The sequence below is a fragment of the Paenibacillus sp. URB8-2 genome (assembly GCF_013393385.1).
Classification (GTDB): Bacteria; Bacillota; Bacilli; order Paenibacillales; family Paenibacillaceae; genus Paenibacillus_AQ.
Genome location: NZ_AP023239.1, coordinates 5,075,073 through 5,094,958 on the forward strand (window position 1 = coordinate 5,075,073; position 19,886 = coordinate 5,094,958).

The window sequence follows — 19,886 nt, forward strand, 5'->3', positions numbered from 1 at the left end:
TCTTCCATCCTTATTCGGTTTAATAAGCATCAAGCTTATACTTCTTATATGTTAAAATAGCCGGCTGGACGTGTCAATTAAATACGAACATTTTTTCGCCTTTTCCGTCAATCCCTCCGGCTTCCCAACGACTACAGTCTTATGCCTATTGCCGCCACAAAGACTGCCATAGTCCCCCCGACGTCTTCACCTCGTTTTCGGAGACAAAATCGGTGTAAAATCCGTCCACCCCCAAACGGTCCAGCCTGCGAATTTCCCTCATATCATTGACAGTGTGGACGTACACGCGCACGCCGGCGTCCTTTAGCCTGCTTACAAACCCGGCATTTGCGCGGCTGACAGGCATCGTGATATCGACACCCGTTTCTTTGGCAAATCCGATGACCTGCTCATCGGTGTCTTGAGATTCATACAAGGTATAGATCACATGCGGAAAAGCATAAATCCTGTTCAGTTGTTCCAGCATCGGGCGGTTGTAAATCTGCGGAATAATCCGGCTGAGCAGCGCAGGATTGCGCTCCCGGGTCGCTTCCACCAGCATTTCAAATTCCTTCCCGAACGTCCCGCCGGATTTCTTGATGTCTGTCACAAGGTAAGCATCCGGATAATGCTGCAGCAGATCAAGAACGGTATCCCAATCCATCGGAGAGTAGATATCCAGGATCGGCGTGTTCATAAAATCATCGTAGCTGAGAGCTTTCCCCTGCTTGTCCGCAGGCAGAACGTCCAGTTGTCCTAGCTCCTTGCTCATATTTTTCGTCCACTCATGCCTGGCCACCAGCCTGCCGTCGCTCGTTATGAGCAGATCAGTCTCGAACAGCCTCGTGCCTTCTTCATAATTGGCGACAAAAGCTTCGAAGACGTTGGTATACTTATGACCGTTTACACTCCCCATCGCATGGGCGACAACCCGGTAAGCGGCCAGTCCCGTTCCGGACTCATCTTCATCATTACGAGAATTCACCAGCAATAAGATTAAAGCCATCGAGAACAGAATCGCAAACGACAATACTGTTTTTTTCTTCATATGCAGGATTCCTTTGGAAATAGTCTGTAAAAAACAATTCCCCGCCCCGCCTTCAAGCGGCGGAGCGGGGAAACGGATGTATGATGACCTCATTAATAAGCGTTCTTATTGATAAAACCGTTGCGGATCGTTTTGAAAATAATCCGGATATCGAACAGCAGCGACCAGTTCTCGATATAGAAAATATCGTGCTTGATCCGGTCCTCAATCGAGGTATCGCCCCGCAGACCGTTGCTCTGCGCCCAGCCGGTAATTCCGGGACGCACATGGTGCTTGACCATGTACTTCGGAATTTCTCCTTTAAACTGCTCCACATAGTAGGGGCGTTCCGGCCGCGGACCGACTACGCTCATGTGGCCCATCAACACGTTGAAGAACTGTGGAAGCTCATCCAGACTCGTTTTGCGGATAAATGTCCCGAACCGGGTTCTCCGCGGATCTTGCTCCGTGCTCCAGCCCGTGTCCTCCTCGCCGTCACGCTGCATTTTCATCGAGCGGAATTTATACATCGTGAACGTGCGGCGGTTGAGACCCACCCGCTCCTGCCGAAAAATCACCGGCCCCGGTGAAGTCAGCTTCACTCCAAGCGCCACAATCAGCAAAATCGGACTCATTACCACAATGGCGAACAGCGAAAATATAATATCGAACAGCCTCTTGGCCATCCGGTTGGCCGTCATGTCCAGCGGAATATCGCGCACATTAATCATCGGCATTCCGGCAAAATTATCGAAGTACGGACGCGCAGGCAGGTAGTCGAAGAAATCCGGGATGATCAGCGTTCGGACCCCTGCCCGTTCGCAGGTCGCGATAATCGTGGAAAACTTGTGGTGCGCATCCAGCGGCAGAGCGAGAACCACCTCATCGATCAGCATCGTCTCAAGCACCTTCGGCAGCTCGTCAAGCTTGCCGAGAATCGGCTTATAGCGCTTGGACTCCAGCGTGTCCCATGCTTGGTAATCGTCCAGAAAACCGATAATCTCATAACCGAGCTCGGGGTAATTCCCGAGATTGTCGTAAATTCTTCTGCCCAGCGTGCCCGCCCCGAGAATGAGCACAAATTGACGGTTCAGCCCTTTTTCCCGGAAAGACTTCAGCATCTTCTTCAGTACATACCGGTACAGCATGGTCGAGAGCATAATAATGCCGATATAAATGGACAAGTATTGGCGGGAAATATCGATTTCTCTCACAAAATACATCAGGCCGAGCAGGATGAAGATGCCCATCACATGCACCTGGAAAATCTTCAGGAACTCATCGGCAAACCGCTTCTTCCGTTTGGGCATATACAGCGTAAGCAGGATACCGAGCAGAACGGCGATTCCTCCATAAATTAAGCTCCAGTACGCATACGATTCTACCGTCATATGATTCTCGTAAGGCATCCAGTCACTCTTGAACTTCAACCACCAGGATAGCAGAAAAGCAGCCTGAATGATAATGAAGTCGGCGACCATATAAAGCTGCGTCAAAAACCGCTGATTGCGGCGAATCATAATCTCACCTCGGTATTCGATTCGGAACGCGTGCCGGCGTCACCCGCGGTAGAGAGGCTTGGCACAGGCACTTGCTTCCGCTGTCCAAACGTCAGGGCATTGCGCAAAAGGACTGCGGCAAACTTGACGCCTACTCCGGCGTATACGGCCCCATTCACCATAAAAGGATACTGCCTGCTGTAATGCTTACGGTGAAAGACAATCATGGCGCGGTGAAACTCATAGATGATCTTAAGCGGTCTGCGCCGCGCGCTGCCGCCCTTCAGGTGCACGATGAATGCTTTTGGATAATAGTAAATCTTCCAGCCGGCTTCCTTGATCCGGTAACACCAATCGAGATCCTCACCGTACATAAAAAAGGTCTCGTCCAGTCCGCCAATCTGCTCGATCGTCTCCCGCCTTACCAGCATGAACGCTCCGACCAGACAATCCACTTCATATTCCTTGTCAGGGTCAAGATATCCCAATTGGTAACCGTTGAATCGCGGGTTGTCGGGAAACAGCCTGCTGAACCCGAACGCATAATAGAAGGAAGCCGTAGGGGTCGGAAATCCCCGTTTGCATGCCTTATCCAGACTTCCATCCGGTAAAATCACCTTGCACCCCGAAGCCCCGAGCTCCGGCCGCCGGTCCATCAAGGCAATCATCGTCTCCAGCGTGTCCCGCTGGACCACCGTATCCGAATTCAGCAGCAGAATGTATCTGCCATTGGCAATATTCATTCCCTGGTTATTGGCCCGCGCAAATCCGGTGTTCTCCCGATTCTGGATAAGATTCACCTGCGGAAATCCTTCCCGAATGACATCTGCTGATCCGTCGGAGGAATGGTTGTCTATCACAATAATTTCATAGGCATATTTAGTTTCCGAGTCATACACCGACTGCAGACAATCGACTGTCAGGCGGCACGTATTGTAATTGACAATGATGATGCTCGCATCGATATTCACTTTTGCTTACGCTCCAGACAAAAATAGTAATCTATCGACAATATTATAGCATAAAACCGCGATCAATAACGGGATACCCTCAAGTAAGCTCACCTCCGGGAAATGATGGTGCATCCCTCCCCAGCAAAACGCGGCCTTCGTAGCGGCGATGGAAGACGTGCTGGAAGTGTATCATGAACCCTACGATGTGAACTGCCCAGTCATTTGCATGGACGAAAAACCGTTTCAGCTTCTGGATGGAGTCCGGCAGCTGGATTCCCATGAAACCGGCCAAGCCCCTGCGAGAATACAGCGAATACGAGCGAAACGGGACCTGCAGTATCTTCATCTTTACGGAGCCCTTGGTGGGGTGGCGGCATGTGGAGGTACGGAGTCTACGAACCCGAATCGACTGGGCCGAGTAGGTGAGAGAGTTGCTGGACGTTCACTATCCCGATGCCCCCAAAATCAAGCTCATCATGGATAACTTGAATACCCATTCCATCGCTTCGCTCTATCAGGCGTTTGATCCGGAAACGGCTCTTCGTTTAGCCAAGCGACTGGAGATTCATTACACCCCAAAGCGTGGGAGCAATCCCGTAACCAAAGCCAAAGGAGTGTGGATTGGCAATTTACGACCGATGATGCTCGCATTAAATTAAAGCACCTCTATCCATAAATTTAAAGACTGATGCTGTACTAGATTGGGACAAGAGTTCAGCATGATGAGTCACATTACACCGTCGTATGATGATTCTGATATTTCTTCTCTTTTTAGCTGATGCCACTGTCTAGAAGTTTAGAAATCTGGAAACTTATAATTAAAGCCTCTTATTTCGAGAAACGAATCATTACTATTAACTTTTACCTTTACAAAATCTTCTATCACAGCATATTCACTAATGCCATCACTTGGAACAAGATAACTCATAATTTGTGTAGGCCCAAGCTTATAAGTTTCATTATCTTTTTCAACTTTAATAGAGCGGATTAAGTATTCTCCTTTCCCAAGTTGTATTCTTAAATTCTGAACTGTATCTTCTGGTATTGGGAATACTATTTCCTTGGCAAGCTCACTATCTTTTATATATTCTCCAACCATATGATGATTATTAAAGCCTTTCCCTATGTCATAATATGCACTGTAAGTATTCGTTTCAAGGTTATTATCGAATTCAATCTGTAATGAAGTAGATGTCTCTATATGATCACCTTTAATACCTTTAATTGTGTTTAAACCAAAATACCTTGTCATAATATTATTATAGTAATGATCTTTATCAGCAGTGATATCCCATCCAAACATATGTATATTAAATTTGACATCTTGATAAAATGGGACCTTGACATCTAAATTACCTTTTTCAACTTGTTCCCTAATAATTTCAATTCTGTTCAGATGTTCTTTATTAAGTTGTTTATATTGTTGAAAATTAAATATCATTGAATTGAATAATATTAACACCAAAACAATTAGTGGTAAGTTATACAGTCTTTTATTTAGTGAATATAAAAGTTTACTATTTATTATTAAAGAAATTGAAACTATAAATGCAATACCAGCCGCAAATGTAGACCTAGGAGGAAATTCAGGAGAAAAGAACATAGCAATAATTGAAAGTGACCCGCCTAAAATGAATGCAGCTGATAAGTAAACATCTGTATTTTTAGATTTAAAAAGATTATTACGCGAAAATATCATTAATAAAAGAATTACTACTACCCCACCTAAAAACCAAAAAAGATATCTTTGCTCATAAAACACTAGATCCAAACCATTTTTGAAGTTTTGAAACATTTCACTTAGAGTAAATTCATTATCCACGGAAGTACTTCTATTAAAATTACCAGGTGCAAGAAAAAGCATTAAACTCCCAAGTACTAAAGAAAACAACCCACCATAATACCACTTTGGAAACATTCTTTTTTTAACTATAAACCAAAGATAAAGAGAGATCGACCCTATAACAAATACATTAACAATAGCTTGATTTTCTTGAGACCATCCTGCTAGTAATCCTAGAGTTACCATAATCGCAAGTGACTTCTTGTCATCTCTTAATAAGTATTTGCCATCTAATAAATGTCGATAAGGTAGTAAGAAAACTAAACTTACAACAGCTACCCATAAATAGTTAACAGCGCCAGCTTCCCAAATAACAGTTTCTCCAAATGCAGGTAAACCAAACCAAACTAAAAATAAAGCAAATACAAAGGATAAAAAATCTTCTTTTTTATTAAAACGAGTTAGTCTGGTATATAATACTATTAAAAATATCAATGAAATAAACATCAACGCATTTAGAAAATTAAAGATATCCTTTCCTGTCAATAGTAAAAGTTGTAAAGTAAAGTGCACTAAATTTCTTCCAGTCCATGTGAAAAATAAGTGCCATTGAGATTTTGCTATATCTATTAAATTTGATACTTTTTGGTCATAAGTCCCAGAAATTATGCTATAATTATATTCATCAGCTGTATAAGGTTGGAAAATATTTATCGCCATAATAAACACAAATAGTACTATAGAAAATAAGATTATTCCTTTTTTGTAATTTATCATTTTAAACCCCTTTAGTTTACTTGTTCATTTTTTAAAAATGTATACCTTACTGGCTATGTAATGAGAGAAATCTAAAAGATCACAAACAACATTAACTCTCTTACTATTAAGAAAATTCCGCGATTTACATTTCTAATCCATTCCATTTACTTTGGTTAGTATTACATAACAATAAGATTAACAACTGTCACAAGAATACCAAAGATAATGTAACTAATAATTTCTCTTTTACTGTCTCTCATCATTTACTCACATAATTTAGACACTACTAGTTTAGTATCGTTATTATTTCTTTCATCATTGTATTCATCAATATAGTAGAGTGGACGATTTTTAGTTTCATTAAAAACTCTACCTAAATATTCACCAATTATCCCTATTGAAAGTAATTGTATTCCGCCAAGAAACAAAATTACAGTCATTAGTGATGGGTATCCTGTAACGGATTCCCCAAAGAGGAGCGTTTTCCCTATGATCCAGATCATATATAGAAAAGCAAATAAAGAAATAAAACAACCAAATACAGCTGATAGACGTAGCGGAGCAATAGTAAATGAAGTGATACCTTCTATCGCTAGATCTAGTAACCTAAAGTAACTCCATTTTGTTTCTCCTGCTGCCCTAGGATCCCTATCAAATAATACCTCTTTCTTTTTATATCCAATCCAACTAAACATTCCTTTGGTGTATCTTTGGGACTCACGCAGATGTTTTAATGCATTTACACATCTACGATCTAATAATCGAAAGTCACCTGTATCTTCCTGTATAGGTATATTAGATATTTTTTTTAATACTTTATAAAAAGTAGATGACGTCAATTTTTTCAACCAGGTTTCACCAGCTCTGCTTCGTCTTTTGGCGAAAATGTCATCATAACCTTCTTCCCAATACCTTAACATTTCTGGAATTAATTCAGGTGGATCCTGTAAATCTGCATCTAAAATAATTACAGCATCACCTTTTGCATAATCTAATCCGGCAATCATCGCAATCTCTTTACCAAAGTTTCTAGATAGGTTTACATAAGAAATTCTATTATCAAGTTTTCTAAAGGATTTGATAATATCCAAAGTTTCATCAGTACTGCCATCATTCACAAACAATATTTCAAAATGATAGTATCCTAAGCTATTAATTATTGTCGTTAACCTGTCATATAATAAATTTAGTACGTCTTTCTCATTATAAGCAGGTATCAGAATAGAAATAGTTTTCATCATTAGCTCTCCTATAACAATATGAATATCCATATTTAAATTTATATAATTATATCACAATTCTATTACAAATTACTCAAATTTCGAAGACCAACTTAGGTACGGTAAGTCAAAAGTTACTATTCACAGTCGAAAATAAAAAGGGCGGACGCGCGGCGGGGGGAGCCGGCGGCATCTGCCCTGTTTCCATCCTGGTTTTCTGCACGACAACAGACGGTGATTACTCACCGCTGTCAGCGAAGATCTCCTTCACGGTATAGGGGTTGCCATTGCATAGTCTCGTCAGCGCCGCTACTTCATTGATTCCGTTCCGGTAGCAGGTTTCGATGTAGCTTTTGACCGCCGCATAGTGCCCTGCCGTTTCCTCGGACTGGAACTGGCCGGAGACTTTCATTTTGCTTTTGATCCCCCGTAGCGCCCTTTCGCTAAGGTTGTTGGAGAAGGGCAATTCGAAGTTCACGACCCAGGCGAGATAGTTGTCCTTGTAGTCCGGAATCCGCAGGATCAGCGCTCTCTCCTCGCTCCCGTAATATGTGTTGCAATCCGCTTTATTCTCCTCTACGGCCCTCAGCTGACGTTTCGCACCCTACAGATACCAAATGGGAAACATTTCAATCGGTTTTTTGAAACGGGATGCCAGAGCAACGTAAATCAAGTGGCCGGAATGCGTCAGCGCACGTTGGCGGGAAAAAGTTTCGCTGGAGAGAGAATGTGGATCGTGCTCCAAACCCATTCAAATATAGATGGACTCATCATAGCCAAATAGCGCCAACAATCGCCGTTCCTCCGACGTCAGTTGTTGACCCAATTGGCGAAAGCGGCTGCCGTCGGGCATCCGAAAGATAATGACCTGCACGTATTCAAGCAGCCGAAAGATTTCCCGCGTCGTCGGTTGCGCCAGTTTTCGTTTGGTAGTCGCAATCAGTGGATGGCGCTCGCTCGTTGGCTGCGAACCTTGCCCTGTATCGTGTGATACACCAAGAGCGCGATCAGAAACAAATAGCCCAGGACTTCCACACGATGCGGCTTTTTCAGATAGATCTCATCGACAAAATAAGGATCCTTCAAAATCGAAAAGTTACATTCGACTCGAATTTGTCCTTTGTACGTTTGTAAGAGCGCAGCGCTATCCATGGATTTACCCTGAAATGCTGCGGGAGCCGTGGACACCAGCACAAACCGGGAAGCCTTGCGGCGAGCCGCTTGAATCGCTTCTTCATCCGGTACAACCGGGCCAAACCCAATTTGTACCGCGTGACGACTTCCGGCACGGCTTCTTTCTTAGGGCGGCCTCGCGTACGCAAGATTTCTTCATAGGCTTCGGATCGTACTTCCAGTTAATGAAAGTGCACCGGATGATCAGCCAGCCATTGCCCCAGCGCCGCCTGCGCGTCATGTTCACAGTGGAACACGATTTTCCCTTGGGCTTTCATCGCATCCGTGATCTGTTCGTGTTCCTGACTTACGCGTTTCTCCAGAGTATGGGCTTTCTTCTTATCCAGTGCGCTGGATTCGACGACGGCCAGCCGAACGGCATGTCCTTCATAGTTCGCTGCAAATTCTTGAAGGCGGTACTGGGCACTGCCGCTGGAAGAGGCGAATGCCTGAGGACTTGACCAGCGGTCTTCCTGCCCATCGGCTTGCTCCAATGCCTGCTTCACGATCTTCAAGTTGTTACTGCCGCGTGTGATCAGATACGCTTTAGCCTGCCTGGCTTGTTCCAGCGTTTCGCGCGTCATCGCGGCTGAGTCCGCTACATAGATAAAGCCTTGCAGATTGACCTTTTGCAGTTGGGCATCCAAGGCCTTCAGTACCTCGGGATTCCAGCTTTTATCGTTTTGGTTGCCGTCGTGGACATCGCCATAGACCGGGCGCCCTTGTCCGTCTACGATCAGTCCATACTGAAACTGCTTGTCTCCTTGGCGGTCACGGCTATAGCCTTCCGTGATGAACAAGTCTCCTTCTTGGGGGTCTTTATACGCTCCGTACACTGATTTGCTGGTCGTATCGCTATGAAAAGCCAGTACGGTATCCGGGTTGTACTTCCAAGCTTGCAGTGCCAGTGTCGAATACAGTTCATGGATGTCCGCATCGCTGATCCGATCCAAATGCCGTGCGATCGCATCGTCATTAAAGAAAGAGGCTTGCGCACCGGGGCGCAGCAACTTCTCTACATCCAGGCGTTTGGCCCACTCCGCCATGTGAACCAGCGCTTGTCGACCGGTTAACATGTCCATTACGATCATTTGTACCACTTCGCCCGGACTAACCAGGCACTGCTTATCATAGGGTACTTTTTCATCAATCGTCTGGGGAATCTTCATGTCCTTCATCGTTTGGCTAATAAGATTCAAATACCCTGCTGCATAGATCGATTCGATTTGAATATTTGGGTTCATCTGCTTTCCTCCGCACGTTATTCACTCTACAGAGGTATTCGACACGCTCACCCTATTTCATTTTTGCTTTTATTTCTTTTCTTAGGGGACTCCAGGGTGCGAAACGTCAGCTCAGCATGATCCGATCGAAGGTTAGGAAGAACGTCCTCACATCGGCATCGTCAAAGGCGGACTCGCCCCTTTCCATGGCAGCCTTTCGGTCCGTATTGGTCTTCTCAAGGAGTGTTTTCAATTCAGATGACCAACTGTGCGGCAGGTTGTCCGTCGTTTTCTGAAGATCCCGCAAGAGATGGACATTGCACTCGATATTGCTGAAGCTGTACGCCTTATTGTAGTTGACCTTATTGTGGTCGTGCATAACGATCGTCTCTGCCGGGAGCAGCTTCAGGATCCCGTCGTCATCCAGCCCTTCCTTGTTTTTATGCAGATGCGCCGTGTATAACGCTATTTGCTCATTTCCGTAAAAACGCAGACATCCTCTGCACTTGTTGATGTCGATGACCGTGTCGTCCCAGTAGACCGTACCCAGCGTCAGGCATTTCTTTTTCAACCCATTAATGAAAGGTTGGAGTTCTCCGGCAGCCTTTCTCTGCTGCTTCATCAGATACCCTTCACTCGGGTGGATCTCCTCTTCGCTTAGGCCGTAGATCATTTTCCGCACTTTGTTCACACTCATATTCCCGATGTTCATGAGCGACAGACCGAGCGCCTGAACACGGCTCCCGTACTGATTCTCTTCCTTGAGGCTTGCCGGAATCGGGAGATGGAATTCATGCCCGCAATCTGCGCACCTGCACACGGGAAACCGATGACGCCTTTTGATCACGACGACTCCGTAATCCAGCTCGTCCTTGTCGATGACCTTCCCTGTGTCTTCTACCTGTCCGCCGCATGAAGAACAGGCTTTCGGCCTGTGGACGTTCGTTTCCGTCACTTTCTCCTCCGCAAAGGCATGGAGCTTGTTTTTGGCATGCCCCGGCTGTCCCCCAATCGGTTTCCCGCTCTTCGTTCTCGAATTGGGGATCACCTTCTTCTCGGAGAGAGGCGTCCGCGCGGTAGAAACACCGCTATTGGTACCGTCTAGGTTCAGCATCCCGCTCAGGCGCAGGATTTCCTTTTTGAGCGCCTCGTTCTCGGCCATCTTCTCTGTGAGTTCCGCCTCTAGCCGCTCCCGCAGTTGGATTTCCTTCTGCAGCAAGCGACTCTCGTTTGGCAAGGTCACACGTTCTGCTTTCAGTGCTTCATTTTCTGTCAGCAACCGTTCGTACTCTTTATATAATCCGCGTTCGTAGTTCGCCGCCATAGGAAGAATTCCCCTTTTCACTCTATGGCTTGAGTGTATCATGGATGTAGAAGAATGTGGATCATTTCTTTATTCAATGGATAGTGAGAAGACATGGCAATACGCCTTCGACTTTTTTGACGCCGATGGCGTGTGCGGGAATTATGGTTTCGGGGCTGTGAATAGTAACTTCAGACTAACTTTTTTCCAATTCCGCAATTTCACCTACTTGACATTGCACCGCTGGGCTTTCTTACGCTTCGCCCTGTCCTGAACCCATTTTCTTTTCTTTCTCAGTGAACCCCACTGCGCAAAAAAACTTCTCCACGCCTTTAGCATCTTCGGCTCCTTCAGCAGCATATATCCATGAGCGGCGATTTCGTAAGGAAGAGACAACAGAATCGTCTTGAGCATGGTCCGAAACGGCTCATTTTTAAAAATCATCTTATAGCGGTTGATGTATGAGATCCGCCGGATGAAGAGTGGCTTTCCGCTGCGGCCCGATGCTTTCCAGCCCCGTTCATGGTACCCGATCGCATCCGCGTCGTAATACGCCTTCCAGCCCAGCAGCCGCGCCCGCCACGCCACATCGACATCTTCCTTATAGGCAAAAAAATCCGCGTCAAAAAAATCGCCATCCACGCTGATCTCCTCAATCATCAGCCGCGAATACATCGCCGCCGCGCCCGATACCCCAAATACTTCGCCCGACTCCATCCAGTTCTCCGTCGGTTCACCTGCTCCCCGGTCAAAGGCCCTGCGGGCCTTATTCATCCGCAGCCCCGTACTGTCCACCATACCTTGGGCCGCCTTGAACAGCAGCTTTCCGGTGGCACTGCCGACTTCAGGATCGGCTTCCATCCGGGCAACCAGCCTGGACACATAATCCGGCGCCAGTGTAACGTCGGGGTTCAGCACCAGCACGTAATCAGCATCGCTCGCGGCAATCGCCTGGTTGTGGGCAGGGGCGAAGCCGGTGTTGCTTTGATTTTGCAGGAGGTAGAGAGGGAACACTGGTTGTTCAATTAAGGCAGCTGGAGTTTCCGTATGAGTAACGCCCGCCGCCGAATCTTCGGGTAGTCCGAGACCATTGTCAACATTGTTAACTTTGTACCGGGATTGAATCCGTTCCACCGTATGGTCACTCGAGGCATTATCCACTATAATGATTTTTTCTATCGGATAGTCCTGCCGGAACCCGGCTTCCAAACAATTTATAATGTCCTCTTGGCTGTTGTAGGTTACGATATGTATACTGATGGTTTTGTTGGTCATAGGGCAATTATAACGGAAAACGGATTGTCCTTAAATAACAAAAACTCCCGGCCTGACTTGCAGACCGAGAGTTATAAGCTTCCATATGCTAATCCCGCAGTTCAGCCAAAAATGCCTTAAGACCTTCACGCCAAGGCGGCAAATCCTGCAGACCATTCGTCCGTATCGATAAATGCTCCATCACCGAATTTCGTGGACGCGGAGCGGGCCGCGGAAACTGTTCCGTCGTACATGGCTCCAGCTTGGCGGTTAACTTGAGTCCCAGAATCTCCTCCGCCTCGGCAAAAATCGCCTGGGTAAACTCATACCACGTACAAACTTCAGTATTGGAGGCGTGGTAAACTCCGTACTTTTCAGTATCGATCAATTCCAGCAGGAAATTCGCCAAATCCACCGTATACGTTGGTGAGCCCTTCTGGTCATCCACGACCTGCAGTACCGGTTTTTCCCGGCCAAATTTCAGCATCGTTTTGACAAAATTATTCCCGTACTTTCCATACACCCACGAGGTGCGCACAATAAAATACTTGGACGACAAGGTCTGCACCAGAATTTCCCCGGCTCGTTTGGACTTGCCGTAGATGCTCTTGGGATCGGTGTTGTCGTATTCATGATACGGCTGGCTTCCTTGTCCGTCGAACACATAATCCGTACTGATATAGACCAGTTTGGCGCCGGCTTTCTCCGATGTGAGCGCAACATTGCGTGTGCCCACGGCATTGATCAAGTATGCAGCGTCAACATCCGTCTCTGCGGCATCCACCGCCGTATGCGCGGCGCAGTGAATAACGACTTCAGGACCGAATTCTCCAATTACCTTGCCGCACTGGTCGAGATCGGTAATATCCATCTCCTGCCGGTCGCAGGCCAGCACCTCATGCCCCCGGCTTTCCAGCAGCAGCACCACATCACGGCCGAGTTGTCCCGCCGCTCCCGTCACAAGAACCTTCATCGCCATTACAGGGCATCCCCCAAACGGCTGCCGTACTGTTTTTCGGCATACTTCTGGTATTCTCCGGACGGGATGCGAGTCCACCATTCTTTATTGTTCAAATACCATTGGATCGTTTCCTTGATCCCCGTCTCAAACGTATGCTTCGGCTTCCAGCCAAGCTCGTTCATTATCTTCGTTGGGTCAATGCCGTAGCGGCGGTCATGCCCCGGACGGTCCTGCACGTACGTAATCAGCGATTCCGGCTTACCCAGCTCCTGCAAAATCGTCTTGACAATATGCACATTCGTCCGCTCATTATTGCCGCCGATGTTGTACACTTCACCCAATACACCCTTATGAATGACCAGATCGATCGCGCTGCAATGATCCTCCACATAGAGCCAATCGCGAATGTTCATGCCGTCGCCGTACACCGGCAGCGCCCCGTCAGCCAAAGCGCGAGAGATCATCAGCGGAATGAGCTTTTCCGGGAACTGGTAAGGGCCATAGTTGTTCGAGCAGCGCGTAATATTAACCGGCAGACCGAACGTTTCATGATAAGCGCGCACCAGCAAATCTCCGCCCGCCTTGCTGGCGGAATAAGGGCTGTTGGGCGTCAGTGGTGTCTCTTCCGTAAAAAGACCGGTCGCCCCAAGCGTACCGTACACTTCATCGGTAGAAACCTGCACAAAATTGGTGACCTTATGCTTTTTCGCCGCATCCAGCAGCACCTGAGTCCCGAGCACATTCGTCTTCACAAATACATCCGGCTCCAAAATACTCCGGTCCACATGAGACTCCGCCGCAAAATTCACGACTACATCCACACCCTGACCAATCAAAGCGTCCATCGCCTGAACATCCGTAATGTCCGCTTTTACAAACGTGTAGTTCGGATAATTTTCGACCGATTTTAGATTTTCCAGGTTTCCCGCATACGTGAGCGCATCCACATTGACGATCTTGTAGTCCGGGTGCTGCTGAAGCATGTAGATGACAAAGTTACTGCCAATAAAACCGGCTCCGCCGGTGATAAGGAGTTTCATGGGTGACCACCTTTTTGTTCGATAAATGGTTTTAACGCTCCTGCTTCGGGAGTAGCGAATTCGTCATACAAATTAATCAAAATTCAGCTCCTCAACCTTTAACAGCGATTAGAGCTGATCTTTGTCCGATATTACAGAACCTCGCCATAGGCTAATCAATGGCACGCACGAATCACTTCATAATATGCCGCAGTCATTCTCTCGGGAATAATATTCGTCCATTTATATAATCATTGGGTGTCTGGCAACAGCTTTTCCTTATGTAGTTTTTTATAATTCCAATCCCCTGTATACTTCAGTAAAAATATTATATTTTGCCAGCTCATTCACTCTGGCTAATGAAGAGTACTCCGGCTAATGAAGAGTACTCCGGCACCGATCCACCATCTTTGAAGAACGCTTTATGTTAATTCATTTACTTTTATTATATACAATTGTTTAAGTCATCAATTCCAAGCAAATTTACCACATCGTTTATATACCTCTTAAACGGTACGATCATAATGGCCTGAGTACCGACCTGTTTTACGTTATCAATTGCGGATAAAGTATTAGACACAACCCAAGAGGAACTGTTGCTTTAGTCAGAGAATAAAACGAGAACCAGTGCCATCGGCTTGACTACCTACTAGGATTATTCAAAATCTCTTATAAGTAAATTACTCAGGCCTCACAAAAAAATTAAATATAGCCAAGGATTACAAGAAATTTAAAAAGCAGATTTTCACTACATGATTGTCTATAAAGCTTTGTATGCTTTAAAAAATATAATTTACTATTAAGCTTCTCTCTTGGTAATAGAAATAAATCGAGTTCTCTTCTTTCATTGTCTTCTAGTAGATCTTTATAAATCTTCTGAAATTCATACGCTTGATGATATAAGAAGTGCTTGTTTTTATTACTTTTAAATCTGTACCATTTCTTCTTGTATTTTTTTACCCAAGATACATCTGCACCTATTAAATTAGATTTATGTTGTCTGTACAAAATTGAAGGCTCTTTATTGTATATGATAACACCTAACGAGGAGACAACAAGATATAACCACCAATCGTGCATAATAATATTACTCGAATTAGGCATTTTATATTTAATCAACTCTTTTGCTGAACGATTAAATGTAATAGTTGCACCAACAGCAACATTTTCAATAAGTGCATTATAAAAAGTAGGTTTTTTTCTTAATCGTGGCCAAATTTTTTCGGTCCTGTACATATCATTTGTAGGAAAAGTAGAAGTAAAATGCAATGCAGGAACAGTAGGATTTGTTACACTAAGCTCCTTTACAGCGTACTCAATTTTATGTGAGAGCCAACTATCATCTTGATCACAGAAGCAAAAGTATTCGGCATTTTCATCTGTATTCAGGATTAATTCAAAAAAGCTATTAATTACTCCAACATTCCTTGCCTCTATTAAAGAAAATATGCCTGGGTATTTCCTAATATATGACTTGATTATAATTAATGTATTATCTTCTGATCCATCATCCCTGATTAATACAGAAATATTCTTATACGTTTGGTTCAAAATACTATCCAATTGTTGTTCTATATACTGCTCACCATTATATGTTGATAATAATATTTGAACTTTACCCATCATAGTGGTATTAACCCTTCTAACAAACTTTTTATTGTACTTTTATATTTCCATCCTTTTAAAAAATACAATTGAGTAGCTACTATTGTTAATCAATCGATAATTTTTCATTTTTATTCTTGCGAACAATAATTTTATTGCTAAAAAATGCATTGCACGAATTTGGTATAATAATATGCAAGTAATAAAATGCCCAGCATATTTAGTTAATAAATAGTCATTTAGAATTTTATTGTTTAGCTAAAATACATTTACCAAAGAAAGAATAAGCCAAACCGGCAAAAAACTATATTTATACTTCGTCCAAATCTTACATAGAATAAGCACTGATATTATTATATAAAATTTGACCTCAATCTGTAGCGTCCAGAATACACCGATAATGGTTCTCTTCCAAAAACCTCTGGAAACAATACAAGGCTGGTAACCCAGCGAGTAAATGTATCCCTTACAGAAACTCCTGGCAGTAAGCTGAAGGTGCAGGCTGTTATTAAGGAACATACAAACAAGGCAGGGATAATCCGTAAAAATCGTGATTTCACTAAATGTTTAAAAGTCCTTCCTTCGGCTGAAACACTTATAACAAATCCACTGATGATAAAAAATACATCAACACCAAAATCCCCTAAGTGTGCAATAGAAAGAAATTGATTTTGTGGCCAATATCCTTGAAGAGGGCCAATAAAAAAATAATGATATAATAAAACACTAAAAGCTGCAGCAAAGCGCAGTAAGTCGAGTCCCTCTATTCGAGTCTTCAATATTAAACCTCACAATTCAACTATAAGTCTATTCTCAAATGTTATTGCTGATTTTTTATATTCTTACTTTTATTAAGAACTAGGTCGGCGATCCTCCCAAAAAGGTAAATCACTTTTTTAAATTTACTAAAATCCAAATGATTATAGCTATGAACAAAATCTTTTTGTAAAAAGCAAACAATATCTTTTATGTTGTTTTCCCACTTATATTGATTAACTAGCTTATCAAAATTAGCTCTATAATTTAACTTTCCAGTATATCCCAAAATTTCTTCCGCTAAACTCTCAGCACTCAGATCCTCGATTACTATTCCAATAGATTTGTCTTTTATTTCATTAGCAAAAAAATCCCCTGAATTAGTGATAACCGGAAGTTTCGCCCAAATATAGTCCAGTATTCTTGTTCTAAATGAATAACGTGTTTCTATGTGATTTTTATGAATATTTATTCCAAGATCAGCTTCCAATAAAAAATTATGCCGATCTTCATAATCCACCCAATCATTAAAAAAAACACAATTATTAGTTAAATCCAATTGATTACTTAGTTTTATCGTTTCATCAACAATTTTCATTCTTTTAATATCAGTATTAGGATGATTAATCCCCATAAAGAAGAGTTTTATATTATCTTGCTTTTGATTAACAATTTTCATCGCTTTGATGAGCGTAATAGGATCAAACCATTCCCAGATCCCCCCTCCCCATAAAATAACTTTATCATCCTTTTCAATTCCAGGATAAACTCCCTTAAGCACTTCTTTACTTTTAACGGGAGGAGTACTGGGAACGCCAAATGGAACTACTCCAATTAAATGCTCAAAAGATTTGTTCTTCTGATATTCTTTTAAGTTAATTCTTTTCAATGAAGTTAAAGATCCCAGCCAAAAATCCTTTTGTTTTTCAGAAGCACATATGAAGTAGTCACCAAACTTAAGTTGATCAATAAGAATATTCATCATGTTGGTGTAGATCAAGTTGCCGCGCAAATTATTTTCATTCAACTCCAAATGTTCAAGCACAAAAGGATCATACAGATCAACAATAATAGAGGCATTATACTTTCTTAGAAACCTAAATTTCCACAAAGTATCACCTTGAATAAAGATAGAGTCTTTTTCCCGAGCTTCCTTTTTTAGAATTTTGGACTCCGAACAGATTAGCTTTATTTTGTAATCTTCAAGCATTTTATGGAGATCAAACGTATGGTAATTGGGAATTGCTAAAGTTATTTGAAAATATTTGGACAGCTCAATAGCCAAGTTCCAATATCTAATTCCCGGTCCAGCCATTTTTGAGGCTATAACATCCGATGAAATGATTAATAATTTTTTCATACTTACCTTCTTAATCAGCTTTATTTTTAATTTTTAAAATATACTTTTTTATTATAGATAGAAATTAAAGGTTTTAAATGGAAATAAGTTAATAAACCTTGCGGCCATGAAGAATCCTCTAAATATTGAACAAATTGTACTTTACCCTCATAGGATACTAGAGCTTTTAATGATTGTTTAAAAGGAAATCTCCTTCTTTTCTCAACAAATTCGCCAACGCCAAAAGTCTCATTATGCGCTAAATTGAAAAAGGCATTTGCTAGAGAAGAAGAAGGTGCCGTTAGCAGTTCTTTCAATAATTCCTTCGAAAACTCTTTTAATTCTCTGTTTGTCCATGCCTGGTTAAATAAGAGTGGATACCATTTCTCCACTGCTTCTAAAACCCCTTTTTGAAAGTGGGATATATACTTTCTATGCACTTCTGTTTCTTTCTTGCTCTCATCGTAACACACACTAACACTTTTTCCATTAGATTCATAACCAGTTACACTTCCCATTGGTGCATTACACATCATTTCGAGTGGAGCAACATGACGAATTATTGTCATTTCCTGCTGGTCTAAAAACGAGTATTTTTTTGTGTTATCTAATTGTTCATTAATAAAAGGGTATAGCCCAAAATAATACCCGATTATTTTTGAGTTACTCAATAAATAAGCCAGGTTATCTTGAATTGTCCCCCTCCAACCTATATCAACCATGAACACATCATTTCCATCAACAATGTTATGTTCTTCTAAATAGTTTTTAAGCTTGGCTTTCTTCAACTTAATATCATTATTTAATTTGGCAACAAATTCAATATCATTAAAGAGTTTTATCACAGAATCATTTTGCCACGGATAAACGATCGGTTCATCAACTTTTAAATCATATTTAGAGATTAGATCAATATACCCTTCTAAATCTACATTTAAGGTTTTGAATAATGCCTTTATAGATTGTATGGAGTATTGATTCCAAACACGCATAAATTCTTCAATTGAAATCTCTCTAAGTGAAGAAGAAAAGGTTGCTAGTCTACTTACTTCCAATAGCTCAGTTTTAGGTAAGGCGCTACCATGAAGATTGATATTAGCCAGAGTATCGTGAATCCTCTTAAAGAAAACACCTTCTCTAGTCAAATAGTATACTGTCTTTACTTTGTTTTGCTTTGCGGCCTCAATTATATGAAGAATATAACTTAAGAAAACAACACTATATTTCACGCCCTCAATATAACAAGCATTGTTTGATTTATTTAAGGTAAGCTCTCGAATAATATTTTCGTTCATTTCTCTCAATACTGAAGATGGATTATTAACTCTTTTTTCAAATCTTAGATTATGGGCCTTTCTCAACTCTTCTTCTTCTTTATTGAAATAATGAAGACTGTTGATTCCTAAACTTGAAGGTTGCTTAACATCAGAATACTCATTGTCTCCCAAGTGAAAATGTTCCGAAGGGGATATACCATGGAGTTCATGAACTTTTTTAAATAAATTTGAGCTTCTTTTGTTGTAACCTAACTCCATAGATGTAGTTCCAGTTTCCCCCACTAACCCTTTAGCGTTTAATATCTCTTTAATAAAAGAGCTATTTGTGTAGAAGTCGGAGAGAAACAACCGTTTATTGTAGGAAAAGCTATTTAATACATTAATTATATTAGGATCAAGGTATGTTATATCGATTTCGTGTTGTAGTTCCGCATGGTACAAATCAGTTACAACAAGATCCATTTCCTCATCGGATATTACTGCAACTAGTATAGTTTGTAACCATTTTTTTAAAACAACAAGAATATCATACTCGTCGTCAAAACCATTCTTAAGATTGACTTGTCCAATTTCGTACTCCATTTCCTGCCTTTTGCGGAACAAGCTTATCTCATTATTATCAATAAGGGCTAAATGGGGGTAATTATGTTTCAAATAAATTATTGTATTAATTTTCACTTCATCAGCATGGCTCTTTCTCCTCAAAACTGTATCCCATACATCAAATGTTAATAGTTTATACTCACTCATATCCAA

At 42.5% G+C, this 19,886-nt stretch carries 15 protein-coding genes and 1 pseudogene; 1 reads left to right on the plus strand and 15 read right to left on the minus strand.

Translation table 11 applies throughout. The features are described from left to right. Positions 1-145: 145 nt before the first annotated feature. The 3 genes from PUR_RS23575 to PUR_RS23585 all read right to left on the minus strand — a co-directional run bounded on the left by PUR_RS23575 (position 146) and on the right by PUR_RS23585 (position 3,470). Positions 146-1,027: a phosphatidylinositol-specific phospholipase C/glycerophosphodiester phosphodiesterase family protein gene (locus tag PUR_RS23575; RefSeq protein WP_179037308.1), complete on the minus strand. Its 882-nt coding sequence runs from the start codon at positions 1,025-1,027 to the stop codon at positions 146-148. A 92-nt stretch (positions 1,028-1,119) separates the two neighbouring features. Further along, positions 1,120-2,526, minus strand: a complete 1,407-nt coding sequence (locus tag PUR_RS23580) for an undecaprenyl-phosphate glucose phosphotransferase (RefSeq protein ID WP_179037309.1) — start codon at positions 2,524-2,526, stop codon at positions 1,120-1,122. Further along, complete coding sequence (locus PUR_RS23585) at positions 2,523-3,470, minus strand: glycosyltransferase family 2 protein (RefSeq protein ID WP_179038046.1); 948 nt, start codon at positions 3,468-3,470, stop codon at positions 2,523-2,525. The genes PUR_RS23580 and PUR_RS23585 overlap by 4 nt, the downstream gene beginning before the upstream one ends. A gap of 419 nt (positions 3,471-3,889) precedes the next feature. On the opposite strand from PUR_RS23585, the gene PUR_RS23590 reads away from it, so the two are divergent. Next, complete coding sequence (locus tag PUR_RS23590; RefSeq protein WP_232101615.1) at positions 3,890-4,117, plus strand: transposase; 228 nt, start codon at positions 3,890-3,892, stop codon at positions 4,115-4,117. Positions 4,118-4,254: 137 nt separating this feature from the next. Here PUR_RS23590 and PUR_RS23595 read toward each other — a convergent pair whose 3' ends face one another. The 12 genes and pseudogenes from PUR_RS23595 to PUR_RS23650 all read right to left on the minus strand — a co-directional run bounded on the left by PUR_RS23595 (position 4,255) and on the right by PUR_RS23650 (position 19,880). Further along, positions 4,255-6,018, minus strand: coding sequence for a DUF3329 domain-containing protein (locus PUR_RS23595; RefSeq protein ID WP_179037311.1), 1,764 nt, complete (start codon positions 6,016-6,018; stop codon positions 4,255-4,257). Positions 6,019-6,263: 245 nt separating this feature from the next. After that, positions 6,264-7,238 carry a glycosyltransferase family 2 protein gene (locus PUR_RS23600; RefSeq protein WP_179037312.1) on the minus strand — a complete coding sequence of 325 codons (975 nt, stop codon included), beginning with the start codon at positions 7,236-7,238 and terminating at the stop codon, positions 6,264-6,266. A gap of 220 nt (positions 7,239-7,458) precedes the next feature. Further along, positions 7,459-7,632, minus strand: a complete 174-nt coding sequence (locus tag PUR_RS26425) for a hypothetical protein (RefSeq protein WP_232101616.1) — start codon at positions 7,630-7,632, stop codon at positions 7,459-7,461. Positions 7,633-7,971: 339 nt separating this feature from the next. After that, positions 7,972-9,637 (minus strand): annotated as a pseudogene (locus PUR_RS26690) (IS1634 family transposase). Positions 9,638-9,743: 106 nt separating this feature from the next. Beyond that, positions 9,744-10,940, minus strand: coding sequence for an IS66 family transposase (locus PUR_RS23615; protein ID WP_179037313.1), 1,197 nt, complete (start codon positions 10,938-10,940; stop codon positions 9,744-9,746). 204 nt (positions 10,941-11,144) lie between these two features. Next, entirely contained in the window at positions 11,145-12,128 is a 984-nt protein-coding gene (locus PUR_RS23620; RefSeq protein ID WP_232101619.1) for a glycosyltransferase, read from the minus strand. 154 nt (positions 12,129-12,282) lie between these two features. After that, complete coding sequence (gene rfbD / locus PUR_RS23625) at positions 12,283-13,146, minus strand: dTDP-4-dehydrorhamnose reductase (protein ID WP_179038048.1); 864 nt, start codon at positions 13,144-13,146, stop codon at positions 12,283-12,285. Positions 13,147-13,151: 5 nt separating this feature from the next. Then, the gene (gene rfbB, locus PUR_RS23630; RefSeq protein ID WP_179037315.1) at positions 13,152-14,174 is read right to left on the minus strand and encodes a dTDP-glucose 4,6-dehydratase; all 1,023 of its coding nucleotides are present in this window, start codon (positions 14,172-14,174) and stop codon (positions 13,152-13,154) included. 681 nt (positions 14,175-14,855) lie between these two features. Next, positions 14,856-15,779: a glycosyltransferase family 2 protein gene (locus PUR_RS23635; RefSeq protein ID WP_232101620.1), complete on the minus strand. Its 924-nt coding sequence runs from the start codon at positions 15,777-15,779 to the stop codon at positions 14,856-14,858. A 332-nt stretch (positions 15,780-16,111) separates the two neighbouring features. Then, on the minus strand, positions 16,112-16,537 hold the full coding sequence (locus PUR_RS23640) for an acyltransferase family protein (protein WP_179037316.1): 426 nt from the start codon (positions 16,535-16,537) through the stop codon (positions 16,112-16,114). A gap of 41 nt (positions 16,538-16,578) precedes the next feature. After that, complete coding sequence (locus PUR_RS23645) at positions 16,579-17,874, minus strand: glycosyltransferase (RefSeq protein ID WP_179037317.1); 1,296 nt, start codon at positions 17,872-17,874, stop codon at positions 16,579-16,581. Between the two features lie 26 nt (positions 17,875-17,900). Next, a complete protein-coding gene (locus PUR_RS23650) occupies positions 17,901-19,880 on the minus strand; it encodes a hypothetical protein (protein ID WP_179037318.1) in 1,980 nt (659 codons plus the stop codon). Positions 19,881-19,886 lie beyond the last annotated feature (6 nt).

What these genes read in the sequence shown, in the direction of transcription:
- rfbD (WP_179038048.1), bottom strand. Translation starts at nt 13,146, where the DNA reads ATGAAGGTTCTTGTGACGGGAGCGGCGGGACAACTCGGCCGTGATGTG.
- PUR_RS23600 (WP_179037312.1), bottom strand. Translation starts at nt 7,238, where the DNA reads ATGAAAACTATTTCTATTCTGATACCTGCTTATAATGAGAAAGACGTA.
- PUR_RS26425 (WP_232101616.1), bottom strand. Translation starts at nt 7,632, where the DNA reads ATGAAAGTCTCCGGCCAGTTCCAGTCCGAGGAAACGGCAGGGCACTAT.
- rfbB (WP_179037315.1), bottom strand. Translation starts at nt 14,174, where the DNA reads ATGAAACTCCTTATCACCGGCGGAGCCGGTTTTATTGGCAGTAACTTT.
- PUR_RS23595 (WP_179037311.1), bottom strand. Translation starts at nt 6,018, where the DNA reads ATGATAAATTACAAAAAAGGAATAATCTTATTTTCTATAGTACTATTT.
- PUR_RS23615 (WP_179037313.1), bottom strand. Translation starts at nt 10,940, where the DNA reads ATGGCGGCGAACTACGAACGCGGATTATATAAAGAGTACGAACGGTTG.
- PUR_RS23645 (WP_179037317.1), bottom strand. Translation starts at nt 17,874, where the DNA reads ATGAAAAAATTATTAATCATTTCATCGGATGTTATAGCCTCAAAAATG.
- PUR_RS23650 (WP_179037318.1), bottom strand. Translation starts at nt 19,880, where the DNA reads ATGAGTGAGTATAAACTATTAACATTTGATGTATGGGATACAGTTTTG.
- PUR_RS23580 (WP_179037309.1), bottom strand. Translation starts at nt 2,526, where the DNA reads ATGATTCGCCGCAATCAGCGGTTTTTGACGCAGCTTTATATGGTCGCC.
- PUR_RS23575 (WP_179037308.1), bottom strand. Translation starts at nt 1,027, where the DNA reads ATGAAGAAAAAAACAGTATTGTCGTTTGCGATTCTGTTCTCGATGGCT.
- PUR_RS23635 (WP_232101620.1), bottom strand. Translation starts at nt 15,779, where the DNA reads ATGATGGGTAAAGTTCAAATATTATTATCAACATATAATGGTGAGCAG.